This is a genomic window from Sphingobacterium tabacisoli (genome assembly GCF_017908035.1).
Lineage (GTDB): Bacteria > Bacteroidota > Bacteroidia > Sphingobacteriales > Sphingobacteriaceae > Sphingobacterium > Sphingobacterium tabacisoli.
In genome coordinates this window covers 256,084-278,583 of record NZ_JAEQMU010000001.1, presented here as the reverse complement: position 1 = coordinate 278,583, position 22,500 = coordinate 256,084, and the positions used below count along the sequence as shown (strand labels likewise).

The 22,500-nt window shown below is 41.0% G+C and carries 12 protein-coding genes; 1 reads left to right on the top strand and 11 read right to left on the bottom strand.

All coding sequences use genetic code 11. The annotated features are described in order from the left end of the window. Positions 1-14 precede the first annotated feature (14 nt). From JKG64_RS01025 to JKG64_RS01005, 5 genes are all read right to left on the bottom strand, one after another. Entirely contained in the window at positions 15-3,452 is a 3,438-nt protein-coding gene (locus tag JKG64_RS01025; protein WP_210352482.1) for a hypothetical protein, read from the bottom strand. 58 nt (positions 3,453-3,510) lie between these two features. Beyond that, complete coding sequence (locus JKG64_RS01020) at positions 3,511-6,063, bottom strand: glycoside hydrolase family protein (protein ID WP_210352481.1); 2,553 nt, start codon at positions 6,061-6,063, stop codon at positions 3,511-3,513. A gap of 72 nt (positions 6,064-6,135) precedes the next feature. Beyond that, positions 6,136-7,017, bottom strand: a complete 882-nt coding sequence (locus JKG64_RS01015) for a DUF5017 domain-containing protein (protein ID WP_210352480.1) — start codon at positions 7,015-7,017, stop codon at positions 6,136-6,138. An 11-nt stretch (positions 7,018-7,028) separates the two neighbouring features. Further along, entirely contained in the window at positions 7,029-8,600 is a 1,572-nt protein-coding gene (locus JKG64_RS01010; RefSeq protein WP_210352479.1) for a RagB/SusD family nutrient uptake outer membrane protein, read from the bottom strand. Between the two features lie 6 nt (positions 8,601-8,606). Beyond that, on the bottom strand, positions 8,607-11,747 hold the full coding sequence (locus JKG64_RS01005) for a SusC/RagA family TonB-linked outer membrane protein (protein WP_210352478.1): 3,141 nt from the start codon (positions 11,745-11,747) through the stop codon (positions 8,607-8,609). 204 nt (positions 11,748-11,951) lie between these two features. Between JKG64_RS01005 and JKG64_RS01000 the strand changes: the two genes are divergently transcribed. Further along, the gene (locus tag JKG64_RS01000; protein WP_210352477.1) at positions 11,952-12,962 is read left to right on the top strand and encodes a GntR family transcriptional regulator; all 1,011 of its coding nucleotides are present in this window, start codon (positions 11,952-11,954) and stop codon (positions 12,960-12,962) included. A gap of 150 nt (positions 12,963-13,112) precedes the next feature. Here the strand turns inward: JKG64_RS01000 and JKG64_RS00995 are convergent, their stop codons facing one another. The 6 genes from JKG64_RS00995 to JKG64_RS00970 all read right to left on the bottom strand — a co-directional run bounded on the left by JKG64_RS00995 (position 13,113) and on the right by JKG64_RS00970 (position 22,496). After that, positions 13,113-14,228, bottom strand: a complete 1,116-nt coding sequence (locus tag JKG64_RS00995; protein ID WP_210352476.1) for a TlpA disulfide reductase family protein — start codon at positions 14,226-14,228, stop codon at positions 13,113-13,115. Between the two features lie 81 nt (positions 14,229-14,309). Beyond that, positions 14,310-15,854 (bottom strand): RagB/SusD family nutrient uptake outer membrane protein, encoded by a 1,545-nt coding sequence (locus tag JKG64_RS00990; RefSeq protein WP_210352475.1) that lies wholly within the window; start codon positions 15,852-15,854, stop codon positions 14,310-14,312. 23 nt (positions 15,855-15,877) lie between these two features. Continuing rightward, positions 15,878-19,387: a SusC/RagA family TonB-linked outer membrane protein gene (locus JKG64_RS00985; protein ID WP_210352474.1), complete on the bottom strand. Its 3,510-nt coding sequence runs from the start codon at positions 19,385-19,387 to the stop codon at positions 15,878-15,880. 249 nt (positions 19,388-19,636) lie between these two features. Then, positions 19,637-20,791: a FecR family protein gene (locus JKG64_RS00980; protein ID WP_210352473.1), complete on the bottom strand. Its 1,155-nt coding sequence runs from the start codon at positions 20,789-20,791 to the stop codon at positions 19,637-19,639. A gap of 116 nt (positions 20,792-20,907) precedes the next feature. Beyond that, a complete protein-coding gene (locus JKG64_RS00975; RefSeq protein WP_210352472.1) occupies positions 20,908-21,507 on the bottom strand; it encodes an RNA polymerase sigma factor in 600 nt (199 codons plus the stop codon). 266 nt (positions 21,508-21,773) lie between these two features. Further along, positions 21,774-22,496: an HAD family hydrolase gene (locus JKG64_RS00970; RefSeq protein WP_210352471.1), complete on the bottom strand. Its 723-nt coding sequence runs from the start codon at positions 22,494-22,496 to the stop codon at positions 21,774-21,776. Between the last annotated feature and the right edge of the window lie 4 nt (positions 22,497-22,500).

The following is a 22,500-nucleotide window of genomic DNA, read 5'->3' as shown; positions in this document are numbered from 1 at the left end:
TGTTCTTTGGAATTCTATTTGAAAACAGTTTCCTTTGCGCCAATTTCCTTACCATCGACCGTCCCCGACACCTGTATATGTATAGGCTGATCAACAGCAAGTTTATAAAAGCTGTTTTCAAAAGGATATGTATTAACTTCTTTCTTCTCTCCATTACATAGGACGCGAAATAAGGCGTTGTCTAAAGGAGCAGATTCTGCATAGGCATAAATAGAATCCCATCCAAAAGGTGACCGGATTCTAAAAACGTAAACCTTGCCAAGCTTGGATCCCAGATCCAACACCTGCATACCTTTCTTAAGAGGAGCTTCCAAAGGTTGTTGTGCTGTTACGGCCAAAGGAATAGCAATAGCTCGGATTCCCTTTGCAGGTATCAAGACGTTTAATTCACCATCCTGTAAGGACACATTATTATGAGTTCCATTCTCCTGATAGACTACAGCAGTTCTTGTTTGTGAAATATTATCTACAGTCTTTACTTTTACCGACACTTCCATGTCCTTAGCGGCTTCACTATTAAGAACTACCCAAAAGTTCTTATCAGATACAGCTGTGACATAATTTACCTCATCAGTATTAACCTCGACCATGCCCCTTCTCATCCATAGCGTGGCATCATTGTCATCAAATATCTTTCCTTTACCGTGGTAGATCCTATTTGCAAACCACACGAACCCCTCTTGCTTACTATATGGAAAAGATATCTTGCCCTTAGAGCGCTGGATAGCTTCGGTAACGAGATAATCCCACGTAAATGCCCAATGTGGGGGGATATGATGGTAATAAATGGAGCTTACATCAGGACCTTTGTAAGGAAAGTCTTTGTGCAGCGTGATATCCGTATATCCCGTTGCATAATAACCAGGATAGTTCGTATAGCGTCCAATGACAGCATTTCTAGCATAGGTCTGGTATATTTCCTTTTGAGTATACTGATATAGACGCAACAAATGAGGCGCCCAACTACTCATGAATACCGGTCTTACGCGTTTGCCCTTAGCGGTCAGGAAATAAGTGGATGGTTGTTCAAAACCCAATCCCACAGGAGATACCAGCTGTGCTTCGACTTGTTTCTGTAAGACATCTCCATCTTTTCTTGGATACCCCAGTCTGTATTTTTCCTTGTCTTTCCACCACAGATTCGTATTTCCCTCATACTGATTACCTGGATGAATAGTTTGCATGCTGTCTGCGACCTGCGGATACGATCGAATTCCCGCTAAAGTATGAGCCGCCCCATACTGGGCCGCATTGAGAAATTTTCGATCTTTTGTTTCTTCATATAGGTCTATCAAATCCCACCAAGGTGCATAAAATGTTGTGTTATAAAAAGGCATCTTTGACAATGGCTTATTGCTATTTGTATAGATCTGTTGATCAATATACCTAGTCGCCGTGACTTTTGCCTCTTCCAACCATTTCTTTTGCCCAGTCAATCGGTAGGCAGATAAAGCCTGCACCCAACTCAATGTAGGCACCGAATATCCACTCGTTTTCCGCAAAGTATCTCCTGCCATAGCTATTTCCTTAAGCCATGGGTTAAGATTGCCCAACATAGCATTCAAGCCTTCGTAATAAGATGTATTGAATTGAGAATTGAAGGGACCTAATTTCAGTGACTCCGCCGTTCTGTTATAACCATCGGGTACAATATCCTTTGCCCACCTGTAGCCACTCCTGGAGAGCGTATACTCTATCGTTGGCAGGGCCCTTTTTAAATAAAATTCTTCGTCCTGCCCAACTATTGCGCCAGCTACAACAGCTAGAGGTGTAGCATGCACTACTGTAGGGGCCGTCCCCGGATTCCCTTCAATATCGTAATATCCTTTCAGACTGGCGCTCCATCCCCCTGCATTATCATCCAACAACAGATCAGTCATATTGAACATTGCATCCGTCAACGAGCCCTGTTCCTGCTTGCGGTAGTCTCTGACTTTAAATATATGGTCAGATATATAGGCTACAGCGTCTTGCCATCCTGTTGGCATTAAACCAATAATAAACTTACTCTCCAACAGGTCTCCCTTAGCGACTTTAGAATCTGCCATCCCCAGTACAGGAGCAAATGCGACAGGTTGTACATCCAAATGGGGGCTACGCAACGAAAAGCCAATCGCAGCGTGATCCGAAGAGCCCCAGTCATTGGCGAATGAAGATAGGTCAGCACATATAAATGCCGATAGCGTCTGCCCTTCTGTCTTTGTCTCTACAATAGTCAGTGGCTGTTGCATCATATTTGACAAGAGCATCTGCGGTCTTGCAGGAATACGCTTGTATTGAAACATAGGGGGGGCGAGCACATTAGACACTTTATTGTCCGATACCCCCTGAAAAGCCGCTAAACTCAAACTGTACATTCCATTTTCGGCCACCTGACTTAAAAAAGATGTTTCTATAAAACTTCCGTTTTCAGGAAGCTGCCAGTATCCAACAATGCTTGAACGATCTTTAGTCAGGTACTGTACCTCAATCGTGCGGTCATCAATGGTTTTAACACCTACAGGTATTGCCTCACTGATCTGCCCAGCTCCATACGGATTCATTCGATCCTGCCCATCTTGCACCGTCAGGGTCTTTCCCTCATGTTCAAAAGATTGTTTCAAAATACTATTGTCCCACGCCGGAAAAAACTCTGGATACGAAATCGTATTGGCATTCGCTTTAATCAAAAACACTTTGTGATCCTCTAGCTTCTCCAAATACTGTCTCCATTGACCATTCACCTTGATTTCCGTTTTACACAGTATAGCTTTATCTTCTAGTCCACCACGCACAAAAGACAATCGAATCTCTTTGTTTTCAACTTTAGCGATTACTGTTGCCTTATCCTTTAGCGGCAGTGATGTAGAAAGGTTATCATAAGAAGTAAGCATCGTTGTAGCTACAGTAGGATTTTTTCGCCATTTGCCTACCGTTTGTCTATCGACAACATTAGGATCTAAGCTTTCATCTTTCGACAATAGTATTGCATCACAACGTCCAAAATTCTGGTTCGAATCATGAAGACGGAGGAGTACCCGCTTTTTCGCCAGTTCTATACTTCCAACCTTTTCCCACAAAAAGCCCTCTTTACCATGTTTACCGCCAATTTCCATTGGATTTTCATCCACACTCAGTTGAAAAAGTCTAGTGCCGGGATTCTGATTATAATCCGCTGACCGCACCCATACCCCGTAACGTCCGGCTTCGCGTATATCGACAAAAGTCAATGCATCTGCAGACGGATCATTGGTTCCTCCTCCTGCCACACGTAGCATCCCTCCTGCAAAACAATCCCGATGTCTATCGACAAACCATTTACCTTTGAACTGAAAACTCTCTGCTTCAACAAGGTATCGATCCTGCTGAGCTAATACCATGTTAAACAAGCTCAACCATAGTCCGAAAACTATTAAGCACTTAGACCAACTGCCAGCTTGAGCGGACTTTAATTCTATATTTTTTTCAATCATCTTCTCTATATTTATTAGCGTATTCGGTGGTATACACTCTACATTCAACATCCGAAAACTACAAGTCAATTCTCACGATACCTGCGCCTACAGGCGGCAATATGATCTTTGTGGCTCCCTCCTCGTTGTCCATGGTTTTTCCCTGTGCATTGAGCACGGTAATTCTTCTTCTAGCTGTGGCCTCACGAATGAGCTGTCCATCAATATCTACCATCTGCTGAAGCATGCTATTGTTCAAGAGAATGACATATAGTTGCTTTTGATCTGTACTCCTAGCCGTGATATATTCTATCTGTGGATTATCAAGCGAAATCATTTCTTTTCGCAACACCAAATCCACCTGCTGTCCAAATATCCGACCTGGGGCATGTCCGTAGCTCTGATGAGGACCTACTTTCGGGGTAATAAATCCACGGGGAAAAACGACCTTACCCTGTGTACGCAATGTAGCTTCAGAAAGGAGATAATCCATGATCCAACCAATCTGCCACCACGCATGATGTGGAAAAGGCCCTGCTCCTCTATTCATTGCATCCCAATAATACGAAGCGACACCAGTCGTCTCGTCCACAAAAGCGTCCCTTCCCCATGTAGCAGCTCTTGCCATATCTACAAATAGGGAATCACCTGTCTCAGCAAATAGTCGAACAAATAACCCAGCATGACTCGCCAGTAGTATAGGGCCATGATGATTGGCTGAGCCAATAGTTCCACCATGCTCAAAACTCAATCCAACTTGACTGATCTCCCAGTCTTTGCGAGAGATACCATTTACTGTCTTTTCGATCTGCGATGGTATAGGATAAGTATAGATGGAGGTTACATAGAACTGTGCAAGTCGGTGTGCGGCCTTACGATAACGCGTATCACCCGTCAAATCGTAGATATCAAGCAACGCCTGTACGGCTTGGATCGTAGCAAAATCCGGTGCAAACCGTGTATCTCCGCACACCCCTAGGAACCAGCCTCTACGCACAGCATTTTCAATATACCAATCCGCACCTTTTATAGCGGCCTGTCTATATTTCTCTTCGTTCAATACCTTATAGGCTACATATAAGCCATAAAAAGTAGGGCGTAAATCTTCAATATCGGTAAAAATCGGTTCGGCAGATTTATTGTCGTACGCCACCTCCCATTGCCCATTATTCTTCATCCGGGACAATAACCAATCTGCAGCTGCTCTGATTTCCTTCTTCAATTCGACACGATGTGATTCAAAAAGAAAAATATTTCCCATGTCCATCATCATATAATAAGTCGTGCCAATCGGTTCGGAATAGGGCCCCCACTCTTCGGCAAATCGCTTACTTTTGTATAGATAATACTGTCCTGCGGCGGCTCCCAAAAAGAAATCACCCGTCCGTTGCTGTTGCATCATTTTAAAATCCGCCGCCTGTGGCAGGCGCTCTCCCAATAACTTTTGGTCACCTGTCAGTTTACCCAGCATCCACATCGCACCATAGTCTGAGTTTTTCATTGCATCTTTATCTGATCCATACACCCCACCGAGATAATCCTGCGCACCGATCTTTTTATTCTCGTATATCTGGGTATTCCATTTGGAAGTATGCTCGTCCAACAAATAGCCATACATCCTATATATACGGTCACTCAATGACTTTTCCGTTTGTTTGAGCTTTAGAAAATCGTCAAAATGATAAACATCATTGATAACGTGATGCAGTGTAGAGTACCAATCATTATTTTGGATAGTATAGCGAAAAGAAAACGTACGCTTTTCACCAGGTTGCATATACGACCCCTCTTCCCCAAGCACGGGGTAATACAATGTAGGTGTGAGCTCGCCTTGCCTATTCATCATTGACAGCCCTAGTTGCCACAGGTCATTCCTTCTTTTATCCTTTGGCCACGGATCTCTAGCAAGACCGGGCTCTGCAATAGTAGCGACAGTCACACCCGATGCCAGTGTCAGTAAGGATGCCAATGTCGACGTCGTACGCTCACGTACAACCACAGGTCGGTCGGGAATACCGTGCCCATAGGCATACGCTCTTACAAAATCAGGATTGATCTTGCTTCCCTGAAACATACCTGGTATCACACCCCACTGAAAATCGTCTGGATTGCCTACGGTCAAAGACGGCGTAGCCATAGCGTAGTAACCGGCTACTTTTGCCTCCATAGTCATGACCACACAGATATCATTGGGATACTCTTTATCCAAAATCCATGATTCCGAAATGCGATAATTCTTATTTTCTTGCCTAAAATCTACACCATCATCTTTTTGGTTAGCCAACTGAGATCCATAGGTGTATACCTCACCTGCTACGTTCATACTGACAGGTGAAGTCGCCTGTTTCCAGATCGGTGTCACGTAGCGATATTGTGTATCAGGGAATAAGATTACCCTTCCCTGTTGATCTTTTAAGGTCACGGGATCACTAGCAGGCTTTGCAGAAGAGTAAAGAACGGTTCGTTGATGTTTGGCTATGGGCAATGCTATCTTTTGCCCACCACCTTTATTAAGTATCAGTGAAGTTAACTGATACTGTTTATCAGCATCTTTCGCCCAAGTCAATTGTAATTGACTATTTTTGATCGTCACCTCCTTAGCACGTTGCGCAACCACTACCGTTATACTCAAAAAAAAGCATAACATTATCCGTACGGAGCAACCCCACCACAACTTTATATCAAACTGCTTATACCTCATTTTCTATTTAACTTCTATTAAGACCTCCGTATTGGCGTTTTTTGATTCATTATACCATACCGAAGAGGTTGCAAAAACCACCTTATATGTACCTGGTTTTTTATACACATACTTATACTCCTTCATTTGAGTACTGATATTTTTAAGAGGGACTCCCTTGTCAGCGACCGACTCCCTGACCTTAAATCCTTTTGTAATTACCCAGTCATCATTATCTGTCGCTGACGCAGGCCCTCCATACATCAGCAATTGCGCCGAAGTGATAGACCAGACCTGGTTGTCATTGAGAAAGCTCACTGCTTGCCAGCCTCCAGTAGCCATTGTCGCTACATTAGTAACGACACCTTCAGGCGACACCTTATTTGCATTAAAACTTCGTATCACCCACCTGTTTTGTTGGGGTTTCTGAAAGTCCGTATATCTAAATGCAATATATACCGAAGCTGTATCGACCTTACCAACATACGGTAACAGGCTAACCGTACCCGAAGGAACATTGTCCAATTTATCCGAGAACACGGCTTTATCCGATATATCTATCCAGGTTGCAGCTGACACATTCGCCTTATCGTATTTACCATTGAAATCATTTGAAACCATCAATTTGAGATTATCATATATTACTCCCCATTGCACCAAAGTCTTAAAATCGATCTGCAGATCGTTGTCCGCGTATTGTCGATCTTTTAAATGATAGTTATGACCCGATTCGCCCGAATAGAACACAATATTATCCGGATTTCCGGCAAAAGAAAAAGTCACTGTATCGCCAGCATTGTACGTAGTATGATCGGTCGTGACTTTCAGATCTGCGGAGGCGATATCCTCCTTGATACAAGAAGCGGTCAATGCCAATAAAGCGAACCAAAAGATATTTTTTTTCATTTTCATAAGATTTACCAGCCGGTATTTTGTGTCATCAATTTATTAACCGTTATTTCTGTATTGGGTATTGGAAACAATACATTTCTCTCCGTTGTATTAAGCCCTGCATTACCGCCATACCGGTGTTCTGCGGGTGCTGTTGTACTAATACTCTTGCCCAGGGTATTCATCACTGGGACATAAATACCCCAGCGTATCAGGTCATGCCGACGTAAACCCTCGAAGCAAAATTCACGCATCCGTTCGTCCTGAATATATTGATGAAAACCGACCTTATCCAGATTGTTAGGCATGTCACTATTTACATTAACCACATCTACTGGTTTTCCAAATGCTCTTCGGCGGACTTGATTGACTGCATCTATTGCCGTTGTAGGAGGTTGACCGTGAATTGCGTTCTCTGCCTCTGCTTTCATTAAAAGCACATCACTGTACCGAATGATTGGAAAGTTCGTAGAGTTTCGACTTCTCGCTTTAGCCCCAAGCTCGTATTCACGGCGCCATTTACCCGGATTCCGGTCGTATATCTGCTGTCCGTTATAGACCTGTTTTACCGTAGCACCATTAGTGACTATATAGCGATAAGGACTGATACTCCAATCTCTTCTCAAGGTATCCTTCGTTCCGAAAAGACTGTATAATTTAGCAGTGATACGCATACCTCCACCAGAATACCCTATATTTTCATCGGGACATTCGATTCCATTCTCTATGCCCACCATACCGGCCTGTTCGATATTTCCGATATTATTTCCATAAATTCCGACTTCCCACAGGCACTCCTTGAAATCGTTGATATCTTTGGAATGATTGATAAAAATCTGTTTAAAATCAGGATTTAACGCATGTATGCCCGATGAAATAACTTTGTCAGCGTACACTACTGCATCCTCATAGCGAGCTACATCCAGCAACGGTTCACCTGCCATCTTTAAAAACACCCTAGCCAAAACAGCCTGTACAGCCGTTTTTGAAACCCGCTCATTGTATTTCAATTGTGGAGCAGACAGTACTAATCCCTCCGCTTGCGTCATATCCTTCACGATCTGCGCATACACTTCTTTCATTGAGGCACGCGTCAGGTACTTATCATTTGGTGATTTCGTGGCTGTAAGCTTAAGCGGTACATCGCCAAAAAAATCAACCAATAAGTAATAGTAATATCCTCTCAAAAAGAGCGCTTCGCCTTTGATAGCATTGCGTCGCTCTACATCCATATCCACACGATCTATATTTTCCAATAGCAAATTCGCACGATTGACCCCTTCATACAACACCTCCCAGAATCGGCCAATATCCAGATCTGCGGCATCCATTGTCATGACACGGATATTATTGATAGAAATATTTTTAAAATAAGATTCATCGTTCAAAACCAGATAACTGAAAAGCCCCCGGCTATATGTACGTCCGTAAGTATCGATCAATCTATTGTACACCCCATTCAAACTATTCATCGCCTCCCCCTCATTTTTGAAATAATTTTCAGGTGTTACAAAATCAGGTTCCTTATCCAATAGACCGGAACACGAACTCAACATAAGAGTAGTTGCTAATAATAATATGATATATATAGGTTTCATAACTGTTTAAAATTTAATATCCAATCCAAAAGTAATTGTACGTGGTCTAGGGTAGGCCGACCAGTCAAACGAAGGTGTCAATGCACTAGGCCGTGTATTCACTTCAGGATCAGACCCGGAGTAATTAGTCCATGTCACTAGATTTTGCGCAGACAGATAAGCACGTATCGAATTCATTTTCAAACGTTTCAATTGCTTTGTATTAAAAGTATAACCGAGAGCTACCGTTTTCAAGCGCAGATAAGATCCATCTTCTATCGTCCGTGATGAATAAACAGCTGGTCCCTGACCGCCAATTCGATAGAGATCATTGGTCTGATTTTCTGGCGTCCATCTATCGGCAAAAGATGCAAACATGTTCAAGAATCCACGGGCTACAGGGTCTCCTCCTTCAAATTCTATCCGATTGGCATTAAGAACATCTCCACCATAACTCCATTGAAAAAACACATTCAGATCTAGATTTTTATAGGTGAAATTATTATTGAAACCACCAATGTGCTTCGGATTAGGATTACCAATTATCGTTAGGTCGTACCCATTCACCTCTCCATCACCATTTATATCTTTAAATCGAATATCACCAGGTTTGATACTTGTTCTCGGATTACCATTGTTCGGCACACCTGGTTTCAATATATAGTCTCCTTTACTATCCCGATTAAAATCTGCATACTGATAAACACCGTCAAACAGATAACCATAGAACATCGCTATAGGTTGACCAGGAATAGCGATATAGGGATAAGCATTATTAAAATTTCCCCAGGTTACACGTGTCGCCATACTCGGTTCATCTTCATTGAGAGCAAGTACTTTGTTCTTATTGAATGCGATATTAAAGCTCGAATTCCAAGAAAAATTCGGCGTCCGGATATTTTGTGTTTCTAATGTAAATTCCAAACCACTATTAGAGACCTGGCCAATATTCTTGAAACCAGTCAAGAATCCCATACTGGGTGCGAGGGTGGCATTGAGCAACAGGTCTTCGGTCTCTTTATGATAATAATCTGTTGTAAAAGTGATCCTATTCTTTAAGAATGATAGATCCAGTCCGATATTCGTCTGTACTGTAGTCTCCCACTTTAAAGTAGGATTGCCCAAAGTAGTAGGTACTAGCCCTGGTCCTGCATTATTTCCCATACTGTATCCCGTTGAAGGATTCATCTGCAGTGCACTAAGTGATGCGTAGTCAGACACTCTATTATTGCCTGTGGCTCCTATACCGGTACGCAGTTTGGCATCGTGCAACCAGGCTAGGGATTTCATAAAACTCTCCTCTTTAATTCGCCAAGCTATCGCTGCTGATGGAAAATATCCCCATCTATTGGCTTTTGGAAATTTGGAAGATCCATCCGCCCTATAGGACAATGTCACTAAATATTTTGACAGGTAATTATAATCAATTCTACCCAAGTAAGACAATAATCCATTTGACATGTCTGTAATCGGTGCTGTTGTGATCTGACCTTCATCCAGTCCCTTCATGCCCAGGGCTTCATTAGGAACCAATATTGACGAAAACCCATTACTATATGTGCGAATATCCTGCATGGTAAAACCTGCCAAAGCCTTTAGAGTATGCTGTTTATTGATTTTTTTAGTATAACTTAATGTGTTTTCATTCAGCAGATTGGTAATTTCATTATTCCAAATAGACCCGTTGACCTTATTATTAGTAAAACGATGGCCACCTCTCGAATTGGAATTAAAGAATACTTCCCGGCGTTGGTTTGTTTTCGTATAGCCCCCAGTCGTCTTAAAGACCAAATCTTTGCTAATCTTATACTCTAAATACCCATTTGCCATCAAACTCGCACTGAACAGTGGATTATATTCATTGCTAGCTGACAAATAGGGGTTAATGCGTAAATCCGTACCTGCGCTGGGATCCATATCGGGATCATAAAGATCATCCAATAATGTTGCATCAGTCAGCGCATTACCTGTTACAGGTCTAAATCCTAAGATGCTATACATTAAACTTGCTGTTGGACTAGCTCCCTGTTCGGATACGATAGTACCATAGCGTTTATATGCGGTATAGTTCAGATTGACACCTACTTTCAATTTATCATTCACTGTTTGGTCCAGGACTAGACGCCCCTGATATTTATTAAAGCCACTATTGATCAAGATACCATCCTGATCGATTACAGATCCAGAAAGAGCAAATCGTGTCCGGGCATTACCACCACGAATAGCAGCATTATGACTGTGTGTGATCGCCTGTTTGAATACTTTATCCTGCCAGTTAACTCCTGGCATATTCTTGTAGTCTTCTAGTGTCTGGTTATCCCTTAAGTAAATTTTGGTGTATAAGGTTGGATTTTGTTCCAGCTGGTACTTCACAAATTCATAAGGGTCCAGCATCTTCTGTTTCTTGATAATATTGTTTACTCCTACCCAACCACTATAAGAAATAACAGGAGGGCCCACCTTTCCTTTTTTTGTGGTAATGATCACTACCCCATTCGCTCCCCTAGCACCGTAGATTGCCGTTGCCGAAGCATCCTTTAGCACCTCTATCGATTCTATTTCCTCCTGATTAACTGTATTGCCGACAGAGGACTCCACCGGGAATCCATCAATGACATACAATGGCGAATTGTCCTGCGTGACCGAGTTGTTGCCCCGTACAACAATATTGAGCTCGGCCCCCGGCTGTCCGTCGTTTGAGCTCACTTGCACACCGGCCACCCTACCTGCAAGAGCTTCTTCAAAATTAACTACAGGTGCCTTTTGCATATCAGCTACACTCGCCTTACCCACAGCACCAGTAAGATCTCTTTTTGTAGTGGTTCCATAACCGATGACAATAACATCTTCAATCATTTCAGCACTTTGCAATAAAGTTACCAGTATCGTCTTTTCAGTTGTGACAGACTGTGATTTGGGAAGGTAGCCCAGAATTGAAAATAAAATGAGATCTCCTGATGATGTAGCTGACAGCGTGAATCCACCAATCGAATCCGTTAAAGTTTTGACCGATTTACCTTTTATAGTCACCGTCACCCCACTTAAAGGCTGTCCCATCACGTTTGTGACTCGACCTTTCAACACACCTGAAGTCTCTTGTGCAAGGATTAGTACAGGGAGGAAAGCCCAGACTAAAAAGATAATACCTCTATAAAGAAATGTATTCATATTATTGTTTATGATTAGTTACGACAGACAAACTAGTCTGGTCTAGACTGGTTTGGTTTTGTAAAAGTAAAAACTTAATTTTGTAATCACAAGAAAATAAAAAAATATACATTAGGAAGGGGATACATCTATGTACATGCTAGAAAGATGCCCCAAAAATCTTAATTTAATTAGCTATTTTTGATTTAGAACATCTTTATTTATATGAGCGTTAAAACCGATAGTACAAATAATCCTAAAGTAAAATACCTCCAATTGGTAAATCATATACAGGGTCTTATTGAAAACGATGACTTGCATATCGGAGATCGCATTCCTTCCCTGAACCAGCTACAGAATGAGTGTAGTATGAGCAAGGAGACTGTCTTAAAAGGAATCAACTATCTCGTAGAGAAAGGAATTATTGAAGCAGTTTACCGCAAAGGGTATTATGTAAAGAAGAAAGATTTACAGCATTCGTATCGTATACTGTTGCTACTAGACAAAATGAATATCATGCGTGAACAGATCTACCAGTCCATCCTCACCGATATCAGGGAAGTAGCTGATATTGATGTATTCTTTCACCACCACAACAACAAGGTATTCAGCAACATAATACTAGAAAACCTCAATAATTACACACACTTCATAGTAGTCACCTTTCTGAAAGAAGATCCTAGTTCTGTGCTAAATCAGATTCCTGCACACAAGCGCATCATTATAGACTATAACCAAGAAAATCTAGAAGGGAATTATTCCGTAATTTATCAAGATTTTGAATATGATATCTATAACAGCTTCGTTAAGCTACAAGATAAAATCGAAAAATACGAACGATTGGTACTAATCGCCCATCGTGAAGCAATACATGCTGAGCAAGTCATACGCGGATTTGTGAAGTATTGCAATGAGCATTCCATTACTTATGTTATTCAATCTGAAGTGGTAGAAAGTGAGTTCAAAAAACATACAGGCTATATTACTTTTAGCCGTTACGATACTGATGATGTAGCCTTAATCAAGTTAACTAAAAAGAATGGGTATATATTGGGAAAAGACATAGGTTTGCTATCCTATAATGATACCGCGGTCAAAGAAATCCTTGAAGGAGGCATTAGTGTAATATCCACGGATTTCGAACAGATGGGTAAGTCTGTAACCGAGGTTATCCTTACCAAAAAAGTAATGCAGAAACGCAACAAAACTCAAGTTATTATCCGAAATTCTTTTTAGTTTTTATGTATTGAGGATATAAAATGGAAACACTAAGCATTACTGTGCTCTATCGTTGTTTATGGTACATTTAATCTATAAACAAGATCTTAATAGTAACCATGAACCCCGCAGGGTTCATGGTTACTATTAAGCGCTATATATTTCCCCTTAATCCAGTAATTCGGACAGCTTCTTCTCTAGTTTTTCTCCTCTTAAATTAACAGCTACAATCTTTCCATCAGGACCTATTAAATAATTCTGCGGAATACCACGTACTCCATACAACTGTGCAGCCGCGTTTTTCCACCCCATCAGATCTGATACTTGTATCCATTCCAATTGATCCTCTGAGATCGCTTTCAGCCAATTATCTTTTTTGCCAGGATTATCCAATGATACACCTAGAACTGTAAAGTTCTTGTCTTTATAGGCATGATAAGCCTTTACCACATGTGGATTTTCCGCCCGGCAAGGGCCACACCATGAAGCCCAAAAATCCAAGAGAACATACTGTCCTCTAAAATCGGATAATTTTATTGGTTTATCATTCACATCATTTTGGGTAAAATCGGGAGCCATGACACCTATAGCAGTCTTTTTAGCGGACTCGATACGTTTAGCAAAACTCTGACCTACTTCGGTCTGTCTCACCCATTCCGGGAACTTCAGGAAAGTCTTTTCTTCGGTGTAACCATCCATATCCAATCCTGTAATTTCCTGCAAAGCGAGTAAACTAACAAAGGATTCTGGATTCTGTAAGATATATGTCTTCTGTATCGTTTCTTTTTCCTTTTCTAAAACGTCAAACTTTTCGGAAAGAGATTTTGAGAAGCCATTCTTACGTTGCTCTTCGCTTGACGCTGCCCATTCCTTCTCCAGATTTTCCATCGTCTCTTCCTGTGTAGTGAAAAGCTCATTGTATTTCAGATACTCTGCAGACAGTGGCGAACCTGAAAGCTTTGCATACTTCAGCGAATCTGTCATAGCAAGAGTATATTTTCCTTTATCCAGCAATAATCTATAACTATCGGAAAAATAGCTACCTTTCTCCGTTGGAAAGCTGAGTGTCATTACTGTGGGGCTACTGATCGCCCCTTTGAATTGAAATTTGCCGTTCTTTACGATTGTACTGTCTCGCTGATGTCCTTGTGCATTACGGTATGACATATATACCTTCTCTTTTCCCTTAACATTCTTGAGCGCCCCTTCTATTGTATAGCTATTCTGTTGTGCCATTAATCCCAAAGGAGCAGCCAATAATAATGCTATAATTGTCTTTTTCATCGAAATAATTCTTTTTGAATAAGTTGAAAGAAGCTATCTTTCGCTATTGTAGCTCAGATAGCTTCAAAAAACACAAACACACTAATATTTTGCCGGTAGATAAGGTGTATTATTTTCCTTTAGTCCCCAACTTGGATTTAACAGAATTGTCGGATTATTGATTTCCAATGTAAAATATTTCGATTTCACATCAGCAGAATAGGTTTTACCATCCAATGTATGCGATATTTTCGTTTTACACCAAGGTTTTCCAGTATCCAACGCTAGTCTCTTTATGTCAAATACCCGCTGGAATGTACCAAGTGGCATCTCACGGCGACGTTCTTTTAATATCTCTTCCAAAAGCTGATCCTGACTCATCCCACCGCCATTGGTAAGATCTGTATTAGTACCTTCGTACCGGAACTTGCGCAACAGATTGAGGTCAGCAAGAGCAATAGAGAGTTTATTCAAACGAGCATTAGCTTCTGCTTTCATCAATAACAAATCAGGGTAAGTAAGCCCTGCATTCGCTGTCATCTTGTTATCTCTATAATAATAGGTACGAATACCATCATCATGCTTCACTCCTCCTACCACAATACCATAGCCTAGCCTTTTCAATCCAAACAGCATATATCTCCGGTCTTTTGTTTTGTCAAACAGGTCTAAAAACTCATCCGATGGATAATTGGTCCAACTTGTTGCTGCAGTTCTGTGGAACAAAGCCTCCTTATTATTCGTCTGTTTGATTAGATTATCTGTTCCTATCAACTCTAAGCCAATCTCAGGACTCGTTCCTGGTGTAGGGTTGGTAGCTGGATTAGGCTTATAGTAAAATTGATTTAGATTATAGATCAAATTATTCACTCCACCTTTTGCGGAGAGCGACAATTTCCACCCTTCTTCTGCATGTTCAGACATCTTTACCCAATCCCTCTTGTACATATAAAGTTGAGCCAGTAGTCCATGGACCGCGGGTAGACTCGCTTTGGTGGGGTGCCCGACATTTAATGGAGCTCCCAAAGCTCCTAATAAATCTGCTTCAACCTTGTCCATTAACTCTTTAGTCGTGGATAAATCTGGATTAGGTGTACTCGGAGAGCCCGTAGTACGATAAGGTATTACACGTTGATCATTTGCAGTAGCGGGATCATACATCGGTCCATAACCTAACCCTCCTACCATATATGACCAAGCCCTTCCTGCGCGGGCCTGTGCGACCAAAATTTTTCCTAGGTCGCTATTTTGAGCTCCAAGATTATCAACTTCATCCAAAACCAGATTAAAAAGCCCAGTAGCTTTATAGATCCCCCAATCCCATGTATGTTGAGGATTTATAGGGTTCATATAGGGATGATAATAAACATAAGCCGCATAACGGTCTACATTGGGGTGTGTACTGGTGTACAAGTATTTTTCCTGATTATCGGAAATATGTAGATTATCCCCCAAGAAAGCATAAAGGCATCCTAAATTATTATCCATAAAGTGGAAGTCTATCGTTCCAGGATTATTCAACACATTTTCCAAATCCTCTACCTTTTCCGGTATTAACTTCCCTATTGGTTTAAAATCTAAAAACTTATTACATCCCGTTGTACTTAACAACCCGCTCAGTAATAGTATGTATGTTATCCGTTTCATAAAAATAAGTTCTTGAGTTATTACTAGAAATTAACACGTAATCCAATAAACATTTCCCGAGGTCGAGGTAGGGACGTAAATCCTTGCTCTGATGTCGAACTAACTCCACCGGTGTCGTTTACTTCCGCCGTCTCAGGATCGATGTCCACTCCTTTTGCTGTGATTAGCAACAAATTTCTTCCCTGTACATACACCTGCGCATTTGCTATCTTAAAGCGTTGAGTAAATTTGCTTAAGTCATAGGACAACGTCACATCACGTAGTTTAGCGTAACTTGCATTGCCGACCAATTTGTCGATATAAGGGAAATCAAACATATCCATGTTCCAGTCCTGTAGAACTGGATATATTGTGTTCGCTTCATCGCCGGGTTTACGCCAGCGTTCACCTACATGTCTATTCCTAATATTTGATCCTAAGAATGCATCTTTTCTATATTTATGTCCCAGCTTGGCAACAAACATAAAAGAGAGATTGAAGTCCTGATATTTAACTCTATTGGTTAAGGCAAGATCCCATTTCGGACGGAATGTCCCCTGATAAATCAGATCTGGTATCTCCGCATTTGCAATGAGTACCTTTTCATTGTTTCTATTGTAGACCTGCGTCTGCCCACGATTGTTAAGACCTGCAAAACGATAACCAAAAAGAGCATCAGCGGGAGATCCTTCGATCAAGATACCCATAGCATCCGTATAGTAAGACGTATAAGGTCTTGTAACGTTATAGTGATGTACCGTATTTGAATTGAATGCAACATTAGGCGACACGATCCATTTCCAATCCTTTTGGTCGATTACATTAATATTCATACTTAGCTCAAGACCTTCGTTGCTCATCTCTCCTACATTACGGACAACAGAAGTATAGCCTACCGTCTGATCCACTGCATCCTCCGCTAAAAGATCTTCACTCCGTTTGTTATAATAGTCCAAGGTTCCTTCTATACGATTATTGAACAAACCAAAATCGATACCGAAATTGACAATTCCTGTTTTCTCCCAGCGTAATTGATTATTTGGAGGTGACTCTACGTAGTAAGGAATTCCACCCATTTTGGGAAGATAATTATAGGCCTTCAGAATTAGGTAGGGTCCATTATTTAATGATATATTCCCATTGATACCATAAGATCCTCGCACATGCAACTTATTGACGACTTCGCTGTTCCAGAATTTTTCTTTGCTCAGTTTATAAGTTCCACCCAAGGACCAAAGTGGCTTATATCTAAATTTTTTATCCGTTCCGAAAAAGTTTGTCAGATCTAAACGCATAGAACCGCTTAGGATAAAACGATCGTCATACTCATATGATCCGTTTGCATACCAAGAGACAAACCGGTTATCACTATAGTTGAAAGCGCCATCCGTAATGCCTTTAAAGACAGGATTCATCAACATATCTGAATTATAAACTCTGGCATTATAATCCTTAATATTGACTGGAATAAATGATCCAGCCGTAGGATTATAACCTAAACGAGTGGCCAACTCATTACGATCGAACGTGATTTTACGCATTTCATTACCAATCAAGGCATTCACACGATGTCTATTGCCCGCAAAATCTTTGCTATAGTTAAGCTGAGACCGCAATGTCCAGGATTCATTAAAATCGCGATGCTCATTGATTACACCTCCATCAGGAAAATAATGATTGGCATAATTGGTCTTTGACGTAGCATCATTATAAGCGATACGCACATCATAGGAATCCGCATCCTGAATACCCTTGACTTGTCGGCTACCTCTCTCCCAGTTCCCACCAAACTCGGCCGTAAGTCCCTCTAGCAGATCCGCACGTACAAATCCTGATATTCTGGTTGAAAATCCATTACGTGTGAATTTTCTTCTATTGAGTTCATCAATAGGATGATAATCCCAGCTCTTCATGCCAGGCGTATTTTTATACGCATCAATTTTATACTGGCTCAAGCCCCAGAGTGGGAGCTGATTCCCTGCCTCATCCCACAATTGTGTATAGGGCTGTAACATGGACTCGGTATTGAAATCTGTTATTGTCGAAAAATGCATTCCCTGATACTCCGGCCCATAAATCGTATTGACCAACATCCAGCTCGAATTAGCCTTATTCAATGTCAGGTTAGCAGCAGCTCCGAGAGTCAGGAACGAAAGTGGCTTCCATTCATTTTTAAGGTCAAAAATAAAACGCTTATTGTCATTGTTCAGCATATTTTGCTGCGTGTTCTGATAATTGATGGCTACATTGTAATTGTATTCTTCTGTCCCCCCAGTGATCCCGACATTATGTTGATGACTGATCTCGTTACGGAAGAAAGCCTTTTCAATCTGCCCCATACCATCAATCTTCTTCAATCCCTCGATCTCTGCCATCGCGGCTTCCTCTGTAATTTCACCATCCCTAGCCTGCATCAAAAGATAGGTAACACGACTCATATTATATTGATCTATAGGTGAAGCATTATTGACGTCATAATTGAATAGATCTACTTCGGCATCGATATAATCGGAAGTCGTTGCTCTATTGAGATATTTGAGCTGTGGCCTGCCGATTATATTGACAAAAGAGGAATATTTCACCTTCGGTTTTCCACTAAGGCCCATTTTAGTGGTCACAACGATGACCCCATTTGCGGCGCGCGAACCATAGATAGATGCTGCTACACCATCCTTCAACACGGTAATACTAGCGATATTCATGGGATTGACATCATCAATACCTCCGTCTATAGGGTACCCATCCACCACCAATAAAGGAGTCTTCTGTGCATTGAATGTCGATATACCTCGTATTTCAATGTTACCAGACTTATCGATCACAACTCCTGCGGCTTGCCCTTCCAGTGCATTCTTGATACCTGTCGTCAATTTGGATTCCAGCTGTTCGCCACTTATATAGCTAAACGACCCGGTCATACGTTCCTTCGGTAATCGCTGATACCCAGTATTTATGCGTACAACAGCCTCACCGATGTTACCATCTTTCGTTTTTAGTATAATTGTACCGACATTAGCCCTCCCTTGGATCGTTTGGGAAATATATCCAACATAACTGACGATTAAGGTTTCATTTTCAGCTACATTCTGTAAGGTAAAGTGACCGTTGGCATCTGTAACAGCACCGGTTTTCTTACCTTCCACACTAATAGTGGCTCCTACCAAAACGTCTCCTTTTTCATTTACGACACGACCCCGGATTACGGATTGAAGAACATCCTCAACGGGCTCTGTCTTTTTAGTTGTCAAGGGCATAGCTGGTATCATCGGTACTATAGACACCGATTTACCGCTTAGGGTGTACTGCAATGGGCGCCCCTTTAGTAATAGAGGTACAACCTCTTTCACTTCCTTATTGGAAACACTAAGGTCTACACGCCAATTTGGATTAACATCCTTATCCAGATAGATAAATGTTACTCCAGTCTGTTTTGTAATCTCCAAGAATGCTTTCCGAAAAGACACCTTTTTCAAATCAAGATTAATCTTCTGTGCATTCGTCTTCGCCATAGCTCCCAGCATGGAAAAAAGAAAAAGGACTGAGGTTAGTTTCATGTGTAATAAAAAAACGTATTTTTTATTGCTCATAGTTAATTCATAAATGAACAATACGCTTTTAGGGATAATCCATCACAATGCACCATAGATTGATACAATGACTTCTAATCCTTAGATTTGTACTGTCCGGTTAAAAAAATAGTTAGCTAATACTGTATATTTTGATGGGACTTAGCTGCTGTTGGTGTCGTTACCACCACAGCAGCTTCTAAAGATGCCAGCAAAATGTATATCCGTTTGTTTATCTTACTCTGCTATTGACACCCTCCTTTCTTTAATCACAAATTTTATCTTCGTCCTCAACGTAATCGCGTCTAAGACTTCTTTCAATTTGACGTCTCTACGTATAGTAGCCGACAATCTATCATCTTTATATTTTCCCATGTCTACATCCACATCATACCAACGCTCGATATATTTGCCGAACTGATCCAAAGTCAGATCATTTACAATGTAGACCCCCTCTTTCCAAGCGGCGTATTCTTCAGCATCCACCTGTATTGTTTTCATTTCACCAGCTTTAGACACAATAGCTTGCTGTCCCGGTTTGATAATAATACTGTGATTGCTCTGCTTTGCTCTGACACGTAAACTTCCTTCTATCAGTGTTGTCAAGCTATTCTCCTGATTAGTGTAGGAATTTATGTTAAAACTAGTTCCCAATACTTCTATTTCCTGATCTTCTGTCTGTACAATAAACGGTCGCTTATTATCTTTAGCGACATCAAAATATACCTCCCCTGTGATTTGAACAACGCGACGATCTCCGTTAAACATTACTGGATAGCACAACGAAGATGAAGCATTAAGCCAAACTTCTGTACCGTCAGACAGACTGACCTGGTATTGTCCAGCTCTAGGCGTTCTGATAGTCGCCATCTCCGTATGAGCTACAGGTATTCCTGTTCCGTCACCATAACTCATACCATCTTCTGATACAATTAATGCAGACTGCTCTTCGCTAAGTGCTATGGAGTTTCCGTCACCGAGCGTTAAGGTAGCACGATTGCCTCCTGGCTCAACATCAAGACTTACTATTGCACTTGGTTCTGAAACCGCTTTTTTATAATAATAACCAACAACCGTTAGGGAAACAGCTAAGAGTACTGCTGCGGCATACCTATACAACCTAGAGATAGGGCGGACTCTTTTTACAACCTCAGTATCAAAATCTTTATTCAGATACATCCACGTATCGTCTACAATTGGCTTAGCTTTATCTAACCACTCGGAGGACACGCTGTCTTGCTCCGAGTGAAAAAAAACAGCTATGGTCTCTTCTGTGTCGGTATTATACTCCTCCAGATCCAAAGTATTTTTCAACACAGCTGATTCGGAGTCGGTAATTGTTCCGTTTATATACTTTTCAAACAAAAGCCGAAATTGAGCTTTATTGTCCATAATGAATCTTTTGGTTAGTAGCCTGTTTATTAAGAATACACCGCGGACAGAAAAAGTAACAGGTACTTTTTCAAAAAAAACACACAATAAATATAAAAAACTGATTTACAGCGAATTTATTTCAAACAATTGGTCGCTAGTAATGGAACAACCAATAGCAACAGGTCTGGTAAATGATCTTTCAAGATTACACGAATCTGTTTATTAGCCTGTTGAATATGTTGATTGATAGCAGAATGGCTTATTTGGAGTAAATCGCTTATTTCGTTATAGCTCTTTCCATCGAGTTTATGTAATGTATATACCTCACGCTGCCGGTCCGTTAAGGTAGACAATGCATGATGCAGGACCTTATTTGTTTCCTCAAAATCGATATCTTCCTCGATGTGTGTATAGGATTCGCTACTCCTGATTTTCATCAAACGATTCTGTTCACGTACCGCCGCACGATATGAATTAAGGGAGAGATTACTTGCCATGGTATAGAGTAATGCGGCAAAAGACTGTTCCTCCTTGAGCGCACCACGCATCTGCCATATTTTCATAAATATTTCCTGCAATAAGTCCTGAGCTATTTCTTCGGATTTGACCAATTGAAGCAACTTTATGGTAAGACGTGTTGCATATTTACGGTAGAGTATATCAAAAGCCGTACGATTGCCCCCCTGCAATTGTATTAACAGCTCTCGTTCAGTTATCAGGTCTCTATCAATCATCAGCTAACGCTGTAAAATTAAAGAATAATCTGAAATTACGAAACGTTTTTACGAAGCTGCTTTATTGTGATCCTATCTCCATTACATCCGCATTACTAAAACATTGGACACGCCTCAAATCATTGAACAACAAAACATCAGGTAAAATTCCCTTTTTCTGTTTGCTATCACGATAATCTGTTTCAAAGTCAGTATCCGTAATACGTAGTTTAGTTACTTTAAACTATTCATTAGATTAATAATCTCCCGCATCGAAAGATTCTCCTTTAATGCGTCAATCGAGTTATCAGGTCACTCGCTTTTTTAAAATCGCTCACGATAAAATCTGCAGCGGATTCATCTTCCAAACCTGCCTCATCCCCCCAAACAGCTCCCTTTATCCACATCGTCTGACAGCCACATCTCTTCGCAGGTAGGATATCTTTATGATAAGAATCTCCCACCACTAATATCTGTTCAGCAGGTTGCTTCAAAAAATCGATTCCCAATTGAAAAATGCCTGAATCAGGCTTTCTCAAACCAACTACAGCCGATTCAATAACCGTATCAAAGTATTGATCTATATTAAAGTCTCTCAAAACAGCCTGCAAGTTGCCATAAAAATTAGACACAATGACCATCGGAATGCTTCCGTACAGCGCTTTGAGAAAAGACTCACTTTTTTGGACATAGTATCTAGCTAGATCATCGGCAAGCTGACTGATTAAAAAGATTTTACCTTTATCTATTTTTGTACCCTTATTTTCTAAAAACTCAAACTGCGTGGCTATCTTTAGTTCCAATACTCTCTTAAAAGCATAATCGGACAATATCGATGGCTCAGTCGCCATTTTGCGTTCGGCATAGATATATGCTTCTTGATACAGTGGGGTTTCTATATATATTCCTGACTTTTGGTAAGCATCTTGAATCACCGATGCCCAATGTTGGCCATTCGAATCTAATGTCCCTCCGTAATCAAATATCAATCCTTTAAATAAACTATCCATGTCT

Excerpts from the sequence above, each read along its gene's own strand:
- JKG64_RS01000 (WP_210352477.1), top strand. The coding sequence starts at position 11,952 with ATGAGCGTTAAAACCGATAGTACAAATAATCCTAAAGTAAAATACCTC.
- JKG64_RS00975 (WP_210352472.1), bottom strand. The coding sequence starts at position 21,507 with ATGATTGATAGAGACCTGATAACTGAACGAGAGCTGTTAATACAATTG.
- JKG64_RS00995 (WP_210352476.1), bottom strand. The coding sequence starts at position 14,228 with ATGAAAAAGACAATTATAGCATTATTATTGGCTGCTCCTTTGGGATTA.
- JKG64_RS01015 (WP_210352480.1), bottom strand. The coding sequence starts at position 7,017 with ATGAAAAAAAATATCTTTTGGTTCGCTTTATTGGCATTGACCGCTTCT.
- JKG64_RS00980 (WP_210352473.1), bottom strand. The coding sequence starts at position 20,791 with ATGGACAATAAAGCTCAATTTCGGCTTTTGTTTGAAAAGTATATAAAC.
- JKG64_RS00970 (WP_210352471.1), bottom strand. The coding sequence starts at position 22,496 with ATGGATAGTTTATTTAAAGGATTGATATTTGATTACGGAGGGACATTA.
- JKG64_RS01010 (WP_210352479.1), bottom strand. The coding sequence starts at position 8,600 with ATGAAACCTATATATATCATATTATTATTAGCAACTACTCTTATGTTG.
- JKG64_RS00985 (WP_210352474.1), bottom strand. The coding sequence starts at position 19,387 with ATGAAACTAACCTCAGTCCTTTTTCTTTTTTCCATGCTGGGAGCTATG.
- JKG64_RS01005 (WP_210352478.1), bottom strand. The coding sequence starts at position 11,747 with ATGAATACATTTCTTTATAGAGGTATTATCTTTTTAGTCTGGGCTTTC.
- JKG64_RS01025 (WP_210352482.1), bottom strand. The coding sequence starts at position 3,452 with ATGATTGAAAAAAATATAGAATTAAAGTCCGCTCAAGCTGGCAGTTGG.
- JKG64_RS00990 (WP_210352475.1), bottom strand. The coding sequence starts at position 15,854 with ATGAAACGGATAACATACATACTATTACTGAGCGGGTTGTTAAGTACA.